Here is a 13,118-nt window from a genome sequence, read left to right on the forward strand (position 1 = left end):
ACAGGGGAGCGGCAGTACAGCGGGTGGCGGCGGTACAGCCGGGGGCGGCGCCGAGCGCACTCCGGAGTTCCGGCTGGCGATGGACGCGTACGGAGGGCTGCGCAGGGACCTGTTCCACGACGCGTTCGCCTACCGGCCGCTCCCGCGCATGCGGACCGACGGCTTGATCACGCGCCGGCTCCCGGGCCGCATGCGCGAGGCCGCGGCCTGGACCCCGCACGCCGTGGTCTGCTTCCTCGCGTTCGTCTCCCTGCTGTTCGGCTACACGCGCAGCCTGAGCGGACTCGGCGGGGGCCTGGCCTGGATGCTGGGCGGGCTGATCGTGGCGGTGCCGGTGGTGATGACGCTGGTACGCCCCATCGGCGCGTTCTGGCTGTCCTGCGGGGCCACGCTCCTGACCGGCCTGATGGGCGAGCACGGCAGCATGACGCCGTGGACGCCCGGCTCCGTCTTCATGCACCTCAGCGTCCTGACCGTGGTGGCGCTGCGCACCCGCCCCCGCGTCGCGGCCTGGATGTGGGCGGTGACCGTGGCCCTCGGCGTGGTGGTGAGCACGGTCCGCGGCCACTCGGGCTCCCTCGGCAGCCTGCAGATGGGCTTCTTCTACGGTGTGGTCCTGCTCGTCATCTCCGTCGTGCACATCCGCAAGGACGCCGAGCGGCAGGTCAGCGCGGAGAAGTCGGTCACCGCGGTCGAGCGCGACAAGCGGACGGTCCTGGAGGAGCGCACCAACATCGCGCGCGAGCTCCACGATGTGGTGGCCCACCACATGTCGGTGGTCGCCATCCAGGCCGAGGCCGCGCCGTACCGGGTCGAGAACCCGCCGCCCGAGCTCGCCCAGGCCTTCGCGACGATCCGCGAGAACGCGGTGGCCGCCCTCACCGAACTGCGCCGTGTGCTCGGCGTCGTACGCGCGGAGGACTACGAGGCGCCGGACGCCCCCCAGCCCACCCTCGCCGACCTGGAGGGCCTGCTCGCGAACGTCCGCGAGGCCGGGCTTCCGGTGGAGAAGGTGATCACCGGTGCGGTACGGGAACTCCCGCAGGGCGTGGAACTCTCGGCGTACCGGATCATCCAGGAGGCCCTCAGCAACACCCTGCGGCACGCGCCGGGGGCGGGGGCACGGGTGGAGATCGGGTACGTTCTGGGCGGGCTAGGCCTGCGCATCGTGAACGGCCCCGCGACCTCCGAGGCGGGCCCGTCGCAGGGTTCCGGGCACGGGCTCACGGGCATGGCGGAGCGGGTGGCGATGCTCGGCGGCGTGATGACCGCGGAGCGGACGGGGGAGGGCGGGTACGAGGTGACCGTCTTCATCCCGGTCGAGCCGGCCGAACCGAGCGGGCCGAGCGAACCGAGCGGGCCGACCGGGGCATCCGCTGCGACGGGAACGGAAAAGAAGGCATGACGATCAAGGTCCTGATCGTCGACGACCAGATGATGGTGCGCGAGGGCTTCTCCGTACTGCTCGGCGCGCAGCCGGACATCGAAGTCGTCGGCGAGGCGGTCGACGGCCGCGAGGCGGTCGCCCAGGTGCGGGCGCTGCGTCCCGATGTGGTCCTGATGGACATCCGGATGCCCGGCATGAACGGCATCGACGCGACGCGCGAGATCGTGGCGTCGGACGACTCCTCGAAGGTGCTCGTCCTGACCACGTTCGACCTCGACGAGTACGTGTACCAGGCGCTGCGGGCGGGGGCGTCGGGGTTCCTGCTGAAGGATGCCTCGGCGCGTCAACTCGCGGAAGGCGTACGGGTGGTGGCGTCCGGGGAGGCGCTGCTCGCCCCCTCGGTGACCCGGCGGCTGATCAACGAGTTCGCGCGGGTGGTGCCGGTGCAGCGGGCGGGGGCGTCCGCGCCGGCCGGGCAGGTGGAGGAGCTGACGGACCGCGAGACGGAGGTCCTGGTCCTGATCGCCCAGGGCCTCTCGAACCAGGAGATCGCGGATCGGCTGGTGGTGGCGGAGTCGACGATCAAGACGCACGTGAGCCGGGTCCTGGTGAAGCTGGGGCTGCGGGACCGCACGCAGGCGGCGGTGTACGCGTACGAAACCCGCCTGGTGACCCCGGGCTGATTCCCCCACCCGCCCCTCCCCGAGACCCTCCGGGGGTTGGAATGAGGTGAAGCCGGGTTTCCTGGGGCTCCGCCCCAGACCCCGTATCGCGCCTGAAGGGCGCTCGCCCTCAAACGCCGGACAGGCTGGGTATGCCTGCATGGGCACGCTGCGAAGGTCAACCCTGTTAGGGGCGCAGCCACGGGGAGCCCGCACCTCGCCCTGCCCAGGGGCGCGGGGAACTGCGCGAGCAACCACCCACGGTCCGCAGGCTGAAAGCGCGCCGGGGTTCGGGGCGCAGCCCAGGGAGCCCGCCCCCTTGATCCCCGCCCAGCCGCGCCGCATTGTCGAGCCCATGGATCCCACCACCCTCTTCCGCCCGGGCGCAGCCGATTTCGTCGCCAACCCCTACCCCGCCTACGCGGAGCTACGGGCATCCGGCCGGGTGCACCACCACGCTCCCACCAACCAGTGGCTCATCCCGCACCACGCAGATGTATCCATCCTGCTGAGGGACCGCCGTCTCGGGCGGAGTTATCAACACCGGTTCACCCACGAGGAGTTCGGCCGCACACCCCCACCCCCCGCACACGAACCGTTCCACACCCTCAACGACCACGGCATGCTCGACCTCGAACCCCCGGACCACACCCGTATCCGCCGGCTCGTCTCGCAGGCCTTCACCCCCCGTACCGTCGAGCGGCTCGCCCCCACCGTGCACCGCCTCGCGGAGCGCCTCGTCGACGACTTCTGCGCGGCCGGCGGCGGTGACCTGGTCGCCCGGGTCGCCGAGCCCCTCCCCGTCGCGGTCATCGCCGAAATGCTCGGCATCCCCGAGGCGGACCGGCCCCTCCTGCGCCCCTGGTCCGCCGCGATCTGCGGCATGTACGAGCTCAACCCGGGCGAGGAGACCGCCGCCAACGCCGTACGCGCATCCCTTGAATTCAGCGCCTATCTGCGGGAGTTGATCGCAGCACGCCGCCACAACCCCGGCGATGACCTCGTCTCCGCGCTCATCGCGGCGTACGACGACGAGAGCGGCGGCAGGGCGGCGGCCCGCCTGACCGAGCAGGAGATGATCTCCACCTGCGTACTGCTCCTCAACGCCGGTCACGAGGCCACCGTCAACACCACTGCCAATGGGTGGTGGGCCCTGCTCCGCAACCCCTCCCAGCTTGCCGCCCTCCGTGCCGCGTCGGATGCACAACTTCCCACTGCCATCGAGGAGTTGATGCGCTATGACACCCCGCTCCAGCTCTTCGAGCGCTGGGTGCTGGAAGACATCGAGTTCGCCGGGCAGAAGCTCCCGCGCGGCAGCGAGGTCGCCCTTCTCTTCGGGTCCGCCAACCGCGATCCGGCGCGGTTCGCCGATCCCGACACCCTCGATCTGACTCGCGCCGACAACCCGCACATCTCCTTCGGTGCCGGGATCCACTACTGCCTCGGCGCGCCCCTCGCCCGTCTCGAACTCCGGGCCTCCTTCGGGCAGTTGCTCAAGAAGGCGCCCCGGCTGCGGCTGGCCGCCGAGCCGGAGTGGGGACCCGGATTCGTCATTCGGGGGCTCGCACAGCTCCACGTGGAGTGCTGAACAACCCCCGATCCGAACCCCCGTTACAACCCCAGATCCGAACCCCCGTTACAACCCCCGATCCGAACCGCCTTTACAACACCCGCTCAGCCGGTTACGTCCCGCCTCCTCAGCGCCCCAAGCCCCGCCCCCACCAGCCCCACCGCGACCACCGTCAGCACCACCACCGGCATCCACGCCATCTCCGTAGCCGGCAGCTTCGGCAGGTGGCCGAAGGGGGAGACGTCCAGGACGGCCCGGGGGAGGTTCAGTGCGGGGCCGATCCAGCCCAGGGCCAGGCACAGGCCCACCACGCCGAGCGCCGCCTGTGCCGACTTCGGGAACGCTCCGAACAGGAGCACCGCCAGGCCCGCCAGCGTCCAGATCGCGGGGAGCTGGACCAGGGCCGCGCCCAGGATCGGGCCGGGCTCCCTGCCGTATCCGGCCGCCAGGCCGAGCCCGCCGACCACCATGATCAGCGCGGCCCCGCCGAACGCGATCACCAGATGCCCGGCCGCCCATCGCACCCGGCCGACCGAAGCCGCCAGGACCGGTTCGGCCCGCGAACCCGTCTCCTCGCCGTGCAGCCGCAGCACCGAGGACGTGGCGTACAGCGCCGCCATCATCCCCAGCATCCCGACCATCGTCGCGAGGAACGCGTCGGTGATCCCCGGCTGGCCGCCCATCCGCTGGATGATCTCCTTCGTCTGCGCGTTGTCGCCGACCAGGTCGGCCGCCCCGTCCGTCATCCCGCCGAACAGCAGCCCGGCCAGGGCGAATCCGAGCGTCCAGCCGATCACGCCGCCCCGCTGCAACCGCCAGGCGAGCCCGTACGCCGTCGAGATGCGGCCCTCGGCCGGCCCCGGCCGGGGCGGCACGAAGCTCATCCCGATGTCGCGCCGCCCGGCCAGCGCGTACGCCGCCGCCCCCTGTACGAGCGCCGCCGCCACGATGAGCAGCAGCGCCCACCACCGCTCGCCCGCGTACGGGCGCACGTTCTCGGCCCAGCCGAGGGGGGAGAGCCGGTCGAGCACCGAGGAGGCGTCCCGCGTCGCGGTGTCGCCCGCCGCCTTCAGCAGGAACGCGGCGCCGAGGACCGCCCCCGTGAGGCCCTTCGCGAGCCGGGCGTTCTCCGTCAGCTGCGCCATGATCGCCGCCATGCCCGCGAACAGCATCCCGACCGCCCCGGTCGTGAGGCCGAGGGCCACTGAACCCGCCGTGTCCCCGGTCGACTCGGCGAGCCCGGCCATGATGATCAGGGCGACCAGCGCATTGGCCACGAAGGCCGCCGACAGCGCCGATGTCAGCGGCGCCCGCCGCCCCACCATCGCCGAGGACAGCAGCTCCTGGCGGCCGGTCTCCTCTTCCTCCCGCGTGTGGCGTACGACGATCAGCAGGCTCATCACCGCCGCCAGTACGTATCCGAACCCGCCGAACCGCCATGCGGTGAGCCCGCCGACCGAGTCGTCGAAGACCGGACCGTACAGCGCCCGCAGTGAGCCGTTGCCGCTCATCGAGTTCGCCACGTCGGCGCGTTCGGCGGCGGTCCGGTACACCTTCTGCAGGGTGCCCGCGCCGCTCGCGACGAGCCCGCCGAGCGCGACCGACCACACCGGGATCATCACCCGGTCCCTGCGCAGCGCGAGCCTCAACAGGGCGCCGGTGCCTGTCAGTTGCCCCGAACCGCGCACGCGTACCGCCATCGTGGTCATCGGGCCACCACCTCTTCCTCCGCCCCCGTGTAGTGGCGCAGGAACAGCTCCTCCAGCGTCGGCGGGGTGGAGATCAGGGACCGTACGCCCGACTCGGTGAGCGAGCGCAGTACCGCGTCCAGTTTGTCGGTGTCGACCTGGAGTTTCACCCGGTGGCCCTGGACGTCCACGTCGTACACGCCCGGCAGATGCGCCAACCCGTTCGGTGTGCCGACGAGTTCGGCGGTGACCGACGTGCGCGTGAGGTGGCGCAGCTCGGCGAGCGAGCCGGTCTCCACGGTCCGGCCCCGGCGGATGATGCTGACCCGGTCGCAGAGGCTCTCCACCTCGCTGAGGATGTGCGAGGAGAGCAGCACGGTGCGGCCCCGGTCACGCTCCTCCTCGACGCAACTCTGGAAGACCTCTTCCATCAGCGGGTCGAGCCCGGAGGTCGGCTCGTCCAGGATGAGTACGTCCACGTCGGACGCGAACGCGGCGACCAGGGCGACTTTTTGGCGGTTGCCCTTGGAGTAGGTGCGGCCCTTCTTCGTGGGGTCGAGCTCGAACCGCTCGATGAGGTCGTGGCGCCGGGACCGGTCGAGGCGGCCGCCCCTCAACCTGCCGTACAGGTCGATGACTTCGCCTCCCGAAAGGTTGCGCCACAGCGTCACGTCGCCCGGCACGTACGCCACGTGCCGGTGGAGTTCGACGGCGTCGGCCCACGGGTCGCGGCCGAGCAGCTGGGCGGCGCCGGAGTCGGCGCGCAGCAGGCCGAGCAGGACCCGGATGGCGGTGGACTTCCCGGCGCCGTTGGGGCCGAGGAAGCCGTGCACCTCACCGGCCTCGACGGCGAGGTCGAGGCCGTCGAGCGCGTGCGTGCGCCCGAACGACTTGTGCAGTCCGGCGACCGTGATTGCCTTCGTCATACTTTTGAACGTACGGTATTTTCACGAAGTTGTGAAGTTAAGGAAGCGTATAAAGTCGGCGGCGGAACCGGGGCGGGGTGGCGAGGGGAGACGATGAGCTCATGAGCAGCAGCGTGGACAGGGAGCAAGAGGTGCCGGACGGCCGGGACGAGGACGCGGCGGGCCGGTTCGTCGAACGGTTCGCCTCCGAACTCGCCGAGGCGGGCATGCAGCGGATGGCGGCCCGCGTCTTCGCGGCGCTGCTCGTCTCCGAGACCGGCTCGATGACCTCGGCGGAACTGGCCTCGGCGCTCCGGATCAGCCCGGCGGCGGTCTCGGGCGCGGTCCGCTACCTGTCGCAGGTCAACATGGTCGGCCGCGAGCGCGAGCCCGGCTCCCGGCGCGACCGGTACGTCCTGCACAACGAGCTCTGGTACGAGACCTTCACCAACCGGGACCGCGTCCTGACCCGCTGGGAGCAGGTCATGAAGGACGGCGTCGCCAGCGCGGGCGGCCCGGACACGGCGGCCGGGGCGCGCATGGCGGAGACGGCGGCGTTCTTCGCGTTCCTGCACGGCGAGCTGTCCCAGCTGATGGACCGCTGGCGCGAACACCGCACGACCCTGGACCTCCCGCCGATCCCGCCGCGCTGAGCCCGCCGACCCGCCGGGGTCACGGTGCCGGTCCCGCTCAGACGATCCCATCGGCCACCGGCTTTACGGCGCCGGTCCCGCCCCGCCGAACGCCCGGCCCGGCTCAGGCCGGCAGGACCAGCTCCCACGCCCCCGCGAGCGCGGTCCACGTACGGGTACGGACCGGGCCCGCGACGACCTGGTCCGCCCGGTAGCGGAAGCCGCCCACCGGGCCCGAGATGGTGACGGCCCGCGCGGCCGCCCGGGCCCGCTCGCCGGTCCGGCCGTGCACGACGACCTGGGCGAGCCCGTCGGCGGAGGCGATCGACACCCCCGCCACCGGCCGGTCCAGGTCGCTCAGGAGCACCCCGTCGGCCTCCACCCGCAGCCGGTGCGCGACGGCCGCCGCGACGGGTGCGGGCGCCCGCACCAGGCTGCGGACAAGGGACCGGGCGGCACCCCACACCGAAGGCGAGGCGGGCGGCGCGGGCGGCGGACCGACCGCGGGGATCCGCAGGGCGCCGAGGACGACCTGATCACTGTCGTCGGCGAGGAGATCGAGCCGGTGCCCGGTGCCGTCGAGGGCGGCCCGCGCCGCGGCCACCGCGCCCATCGGCACGCCGAGCGAGCGGGCAAGGCCCAGGGAGTCGGCCGCGCCCACCGGAACCAGGGCGATCGCGCCCCGGTCGAGCTCACGCTCGCGGTGCAGCAGCGTCACGGTGCGTAGCAGTGCCTGGTCGTCACCGACCACCACGGTGCGCCGGCCGCCCCTGCGGGCCAGCGCCCGCGCAAACTCTTCCGGCCCCTGTGGCCAGCAGATTTTCGCCTGTGCTCCCGCACACAGCACATCCTTCGCGATCCGTACGGACTCGCCGTCAATACGGCGGGCGACCGGGTCGATGAGCACGACGAGCTGGTGCGCAGCCGACACCTCGGTCCTTCCTCGGGTAGCATCTTTGTGCAAGAGCCCCTTGCGCTATTGCGCCAGGGGCTTCGTCTATTCCGGGGCAGCTTTCTACGGTTCAGGCCCATGGTGTACGCATCCACATGTGGAACGCGTATGCCCCTGACCTTGGACATGCCCCGCCCGGAAGGGGTGTACGCCTGTGCCCGCACTTGTGCTGCTCGGTGCTCAGTGGGGTGACGAGGGCAAGGGAAAGGCCACCGACCTCCTCGGTGGATCCGTTGACTATGTGGTGCGTTACCAGGGCGGCAACAATGCCGGCCACACGGTTGTCGTAGGCGACCAGAAGTACGCGCTGCATCTTCTCCCTTCCGGGATCCTCTCGCCGGGGTGCACCCCGGTGATCGGTAACGGTGTCGTCGTCGACCCGGCGGTCCTGCTCTCCGAGCTGAGCGGACTGAACGAGCGCGGCGTGGACACGTCGAAGCTCCTGATCAGCGGCAACGCCCACCTGATCACGCCGTACAACGTGACGCTCGACAAGGTCTCCGAGCGCTTCCTCGGCAAGCGGAAGATCGGCACCACCGGTCGGGGCATCGGCCCGACCTACGCCGACAAGATCAACCGTGTCGGCATCCGCGTCCAGGACCTCTACGACGAGTCGATCCTGGAGCAGAAGGTCGAGGCGGCCCTGGAGGGCAAGAACCAGCTGCTCGCCAAGATCTACAACCGCCGCGCGATCGAGGCCGGCAAGATCGTCGAGGAGATGCTCCAGTACGCGGAGCAGATCAAGCCGTTCGTCGCCGACACCACGCTGATCCTCAACAAGGCGCTGGACGACGACAAGGTGGTCCTCTTCGAGGGCGGCCAGGGCACCCTGCTCGACGTCGACCACGGCACGTACCCCTTCGTCACCTCCTCGAACCCGACCGCGGGCGGCGCCTGCACGGGCGCGGGCGTGGGCCCGACGAAGATCAGCCGCGTCATCGGCATCCTGAAGGCGTACACGACCCGCGTCGGCGCGGGCCCGTTCCCGACGGAGCTCTTCGACGAGGACGGCGAGGCGCTGCGCCGCATCGGTGGCGAGCGCGGTGTGACCACCGGCCGCGACCGCCGCTGCGGCTGGTTCGACGCGCCGATCGCGCGTTACGCGACCCGCGTGAACGGCCTCACCGACTTCTTCCTGACGAAGCTCGACGTCCTGACGGGCTGGGAGCAGATCCCGGTCTGCGTGGCGTACGAGATCGACGGCAAGCGCGTCGAGGAACTCCCGTACTCCCAGACCGACTTCCACCACGCGAAGCCGATCTACGAGACCCTGCCGGGGTGGTCGGAGGACATCACGAAGGCGAAGACCTTCGCTGACCTGCCGAAGAACGCGCAGGCGTATGTGAAGGCGCTGGAGGAGATGTCGGGTGCCCCGATCTCCGCGATCGGCGTCGGCCCCGGCCGCACCGAGACGATCGAGATCAACTCCTTCCTGTAAGCGGCCTCGGCAAGAGCGGGGTTCCGGCACACCCGGAACCCCGCTCGGCTGTTTGCGCAGTTCCCCGCGCCCCTAAGTTCCATGCGCTGCGCGCATGAGCCTGCCGTTCGGCCGCGGGCGGTTGCTCGCGCAGTTCCCCGCGCCCCTGGCAGGATCGATCTTTGCAGGGTGCCCGTACAGGCATACCCAGCCTGTCCGGCGTTTGAGGACGAGCGCCCTTCAGGCGCGAACGGGGTCTGGGGCAGAGCCCCAGGAAACGAAACCTGGCTTCACCCCTTCACAACCCCGGCGGGTTGAGGGAAGGGGCGGGGAGGGGCCTCCCGGGGTCTGGGGCGGAGCCCCAGCGCACCCGGACCGGCCGCACCCCGCCCCCGGAGCCACGCGGCGGAGCCGCAGAGTGTCACAGCGGGAAGGGGCGGGGTGGGGGCTAGCCCCACCCGCGTACGGGTAGGTGGCCGGATCGCCCCCACCCACCCCCTCCGGAAATGCTGGGCCGAGCAAACCCCCCAGCCCCCCGGAGGAGTCCGCACGTGCGTGAGCAGGCATCACCCAGGCCCGGCCAGAACCCCGACCAGAACAGAGCGCGGCAGCGGACCACGCGGCGCGGAGTGGCCGCCGCAGCCGCACTCGCCGCCGGCTTCATGGCGCTGACCGCCTTCACCCCGCCCCCGGCGTCGGCGTCGGCGCCGCCCCCCATCCAGCAGGGCCTCGACACCCTGGTCACAAGCAACGGCTTCCCCGCAGCCCTGGCCGCCATCCAGGACCGCAAGGGCCACACCCGTAACTACACCGCCGGCGTGGCCGATCTGGCCACCAGGGCGAAGGTCCCCGTGGACGGCCAGGTCCGCATCGGCAGCAACACCAAGACCTTCACCGCCGTGGTCGTCCTGCAACTCGTGGGCGAGGGCAAGATCGGCCTCGACACCTCGATCGACACCTACCTCCCCGGCCTCGTACACGGCGACGGCATCGACGGGAGCCACATCACCGTCCGCCAAGTCCTCCAGCAGACCAGCGGACTCCCCAGCTACACCAACGACGACGACCTGGAGCCCCGCTACTACGAACCCCGCGACCTCCTGGACAGGGCCCTCAAGCACAAGGCGGACTTCACGCCCCCCGGCGCCAAGTGGAAGTACAGCAACACGAATTACGTGGTGGCCGGCCTGATCGTCCAGCGGGTGACGGGCCGCCCCCTCGCCGCGGAAATCGACCGGCGCATCATCAAGAAGATCGGCCTGCGCCACACGTACTTCCCCGCCCCCGGCGACCCGACGATCCGCGAACCGCACCCCAAGGGCTACGCCCAGGACGCGCCGGGCGGCTCCCTGAGCGACATCACGGAGATGGACCCGTCCTGGGCCTGGGCGGCAGGCCAGCTGATCTCCACGAACTCCGACCTGAACCGCTTCTTCAGCGCGCTCCTGGAAAACGGCCGCCTTCTCCCCAAGGCCCAGCTCAAGGAGATGCGGACGACCGTCCCCGCCGGAGCCCCCTTCGCCCCCAACACCCGTTACGGACTGGGCCTGTTGAGCACACCGTTGTCGTGCGGCGGCGTGTACTGGGGCCACGGCGGCAGCTTCCCGGGCTACGAAACCCGGGGCGGCGCCACGGACCAGGGCCGTGCCGCGAACATAGCGGTAACCCTCCAGCCGGCCGACCCCAAGGCGATGCCCCGGGTGGAGGCCCTGGTGGACAAGGCCTTGTGCGACGCCGGGTAGCCAGATCCTGGGTGCCCGGCGCGGGGCCTACGCGGGGCCTACGCGGGGCCTACGCGGGACCTACGCGGGGCCTACGTAGGGAATTCCCCCAGCCAGCTGCGGTCGAGGAGGTTTTCGGGGAGGTACTCCGACTCCACCTCGATCGGCTGCCCGGCATCGTGGGCAAGGCAGGCCAGGGCGAGCGGGGCCAGCGCCACAGCGCCGTCGAGGTCCTCGCGCCGCTCCTCGTCCGCGGTCCAGTACTCGTGGTGCAGCTGGATGGCCTGGACGAGCGCCTCGCTGAACTTCTCGGTGTCCTGGGTGATGAAGCGGTAGAAGAGGTTCAGCGGCGGATAGAGGATCTTGAGCATGAGCTCACGGTCGACGAACCGCAGGTTCTCCGGGTTCGTCCCGTCGAACGCGGCGACCAGCTTCTCGCCGAGGTCCGGCCGCTGGAGCCAGTACGCCTGGAGAGCCTCCACCCAGGGGTAGATGTACTCCTCGAACTCGGCGCCGGACGCCCGGAGTTGATCGACCGTCACCTGGCACAACCGGGTCATCCGATCCTGGTCGCGGCAGATGACCGCGAGCCAGAACGCCTGCAGCCAGGTGCCCGCGTCGGTGAAGTGCATGGGCTTCCCGAGGGCGGGAATGGTCCGCTTCTCTTGGGCGATCATGCACTCGACGGTGGAGCCCTCCGGCGCCGTCGCCGAGGCGAACAGCGCGGACCCGGTCTGCATGGCCGCGACCCACGCCTCCCACGTCTCGCTCGCGTTCGCGGTCGGGTCGTGACGGCAGTGGATGAACGCTGTGTTGATCGTCTTGCTGAAGGTCAGACCGAACATCTGCGGCGACTGCGCGGCGCGCTCGATCTCCCTGAGAGTCCTCGCGTCGAGCCCTCCCAGCAACTCCGCAGAGTTTTCAGGGGGGGTGTATGCGGGTCGAGAAATCTTGACTGACATGTTGTTTCCTCAGGGAGCGATTTTGAACTGCCTCATCTTGTAGCCAGCGTACTGAGCGCCGTTGGACTTCGCTTTGACGAGGACATAGTCGACCTTGCCATCGTTCAGAGCGGTGCGCAGTGCTTCGGCCAACTCGCCTTCCGCCTTGCCTTCGGGCGTGCCCAAGCGATTTTCTGCCCGTTTATCCATTTCGGCGAGAATCGTTTCGAAGTATTCGCGCGTGCCCTGTGTGACCCGGCGCCCGCTGAGTCCCTTGCGTGTGCCCAGTTGAGCCCGCTCGGAACCCTTGGCCTCGACGACCACGTACCGTCCGTCCGTGGTCTTGTAGACCTGGTCGAACCGGTTGTTGCCGAGCGCCCCGTCGTCGACCCGCTTGGCGTTGGGGTAGTGCTCGGGTATCGCAGCGTGTTCGGCCACGTGCTCGCCGTACATTTCGCTCGCGCGGCTCATTTGCCCGTGCAGGGGGGAGTGGGCGAGGTCCGCGTGGTCGACCGCTGCGGCCAACTCCGGTGTGGGATTGGCCTCGTACGCCTTCTCCACAGCCGCCAGGTGCTTCTCCGCTGCCGTGTCGGCCTTGATGGCGTTGTCCCGGGCGGCCGCCTCGTGGTTGAGGTGCTTGAGGGTGTCCGGGGTCATGGGCTGTACCGGGTGCCGCGGTACGGGATCCTTGAGGTAGTCCTCCGCGACCGCCGGTGGCAGATCGTCGGCGGCGATCCACTTGCCGGGGTGGTCCGGATCCGGTGCGAGCTTGGGCAGTCGCTGACCGTACCCGCCGTCGAGCTTGGTGAAGCGCCGGTAGCCGTTGACCCGGTAGTGCTTCTTGAACCACGCCGGGTCGTTGTTGGCCCGCTCGACCTGCTGGCGCTTGATCTCAAGCTCCTGCTCGGTCGTGCGGCGACCCGTCGGCTGGTCACCGTCGTGCCCGCTCCCGCCGGACCCGCCGTGCTCACCGGGAACGTGCCCCGCGTCGTCACCCGCGCCACCACCGTGGCCGGGCTCGTGCCCGCCGGTGCCGGGTTCGTGACCACCAGTCCCGTGGCCCCCGGTCCCGTGCCCGCCAGTCCCGTGCCCGCCGGTCTCCGCCGCATGCCCCGCCGTGTCGCCCGCGGCCGGGGTCCCGCCGCGGGACCCGCCCGTCGCACCCCGGTCGAGGTCGTTCGCGGCGCCCCGGCCGGGGTCGTGGGCGGTGCCGCCGGGCGTGTGGGCCGGGTTGTGTGCTCCG

General features: G+C 70.7%; 10 protein-coding genes and 1 pseudogene. 6 read left to right on the plus strand and 5 right to left on the minus strand.

Annotated elements, in window-relative coordinates; all coding sequences use genetic code 11:
• Positions 1 to 79: 79 nt before the first annotated feature.
• The 3 genes from ABD346_RS22965 to ABD346_RS22975 all read left to right on the plus strand — a co-directional run bounded on the left by ABD346_RS22965 (position 80) and on the right by ABD346_RS22975 (position 3,637).
• Positions 80 to 1,405: a sensor histidine kinase gene (locus ABD346_RS22965; RefSeq protein WP_344377295.1), complete on the plus strand. Its 1,326-nt coding sequence runs from the start codon at positions 80 to 82 to the stop codon at positions 1,403 to 1,405.
• Positions 1,402 to 2,070: a response regulator gene (locus tag ABD346_RS22970; RefSeq protein ID WP_344377277.1), complete on the plus strand. Its 669-nt coding sequence runs from the start codon at positions 1,402 to 1,404 to the stop codon at positions 2,068 to 2,070. Before ABD346_RS22965 ends, ABD346_RS22970 begins: the two co-directional genes overlap by 4 nt.
• A gap of 334 nt (positions 2,071 to 2,404) precedes the next feature.
• Positions 2,405 to 3,637, plus strand: a complete 1,233-nt coding sequence (locus ABD346_RS22975) for a cytochrome P450 (RefSeq protein ID WP_344377279.1) — start codon at positions 2,405 to 2,407, stop codon at positions 3,635 to 3,637.
• 86 nt (positions 3,638 to 3,723) lie between these two features.
• Here the strand turns inward: ABD346_RS22975 and ABD346_RS22980 are convergent, their stop codons facing one another.
• Together ABD346_RS22980 and ABD346_RS22985 are read right to left on the minus strand one after the other, a co-directional pair.
• On the minus strand, positions 3,724 to 5,328 hold the full coding sequence (locus tag ABD346_RS22980; protein ID WP_344377280.1) for an ABC transporter permease: 1,605 nt from the start codon (positions 5,326 to 5,328) through the stop codon (positions 3,724 to 3,726).
• Positions 5,325 to 6,233, minus strand: a complete 909-nt coding sequence (locus tag ABD346_RS22985) for an ABC transporter ATP-binding protein (protein ID WP_344377281.1) — start codon at positions 6,231 to 6,233, stop codon at positions 5,325 to 5,327. Before ABD346_RS22985 ends, ABD346_RS22980 begins: the two co-directional genes overlap by 4 nt.
• A gap of 101 nt (positions 6,234 to 6,334) precedes the next feature.
• On the opposite strand from ABD346_RS22985, the gene ABD346_RS22990 reads away from it, so the two are divergent.
• A complete protein-coding gene (locus tag ABD346_RS22990) occupies positions 6,335 to 6,865 on the plus strand; it encodes a GbsR/MarR family transcriptional regulator (RefSeq protein ID WP_344377282.1) in 531 nt (176 codons plus the stop codon).
• Between the two features lie 103 nt (positions 6,866 to 6,968).
• On the opposite strand, the gene ABD346_RS22995 is transcribed toward ABD346_RS22990, so the two are convergent.
• Positions 6,969 to 7,775, minus strand: coding sequence for a diacylglycerol kinase (locus ABD346_RS22995; RefSeq protein WP_344377283.1), 807 nt, complete (start codon positions 7,773 to 7,775; stop codon positions 6,969 to 6,971).
• Positions 7,776 to 7,950: 175 nt separating this feature from the next.
• Between ABD346_RS22995 and ABD346_RS23000 the strand changes: the two genes are divergently transcribed.
• Together ABD346_RS23000 and ABD346_RS23005 are read left to right on the plus strand one after the other, a co-directional pair.
• Positions 7,951 to 9,234 (plus strand): adenylosuccinate synthase, encoded by a 1,284-nt coding sequence (locus tag ABD346_RS23000; protein ID WP_344377285.1) that lies wholly within the window; start codon positions 7,951 to 7,953, stop codon positions 9,232 to 9,234.
• Between the two features lie 641 nt (positions 9,235 to 9,875).
• Positions 9,876 to 10,955 carry a serine hydrolase domain-containing protein gene (locus tag ABD346_RS23005; protein WP_344377296.1) on the plus strand — a complete coding sequence of 360 codons (1,080 nt, stop codon included), beginning with the start codon at positions 9,876 to 9,878 and terminating at the stop codon, positions 10,953 to 10,955.
• A gap of 71 nt (positions 10,956 to 11,026) precedes the next feature.
• On the opposite strand, the gene ABD346_RS23010 is transcribed toward ABD346_RS23005, so the two are convergent.
• Entirely contained in the window at positions 11,027 to 11,842 is an 816-nt protein-coding gene (locus tag ABD346_RS23010) for an immunity 49 family protein (RefSeq protein ID WP_344377286.1), read from the minus strand.
• A gap of 63 nt (positions 11,843 to 11,905) precedes the next feature.
• Positions 11,906 to 13,118: pseudogene (locus tag ABD346_RS23015) on the minus strand (hypothetical protein); the annotation flags it as partial.

Origin of the sequence: Streptomyces mauvecolor (genome assembly GCF_039532965.1) — a bacterium.
GTDB classification, from domain to species: Bacteria; Actinomycetota; Actinomycetes; order Streptomycetales; family Streptomycetaceae; genus Streptomyces; species Streptomyces violascens.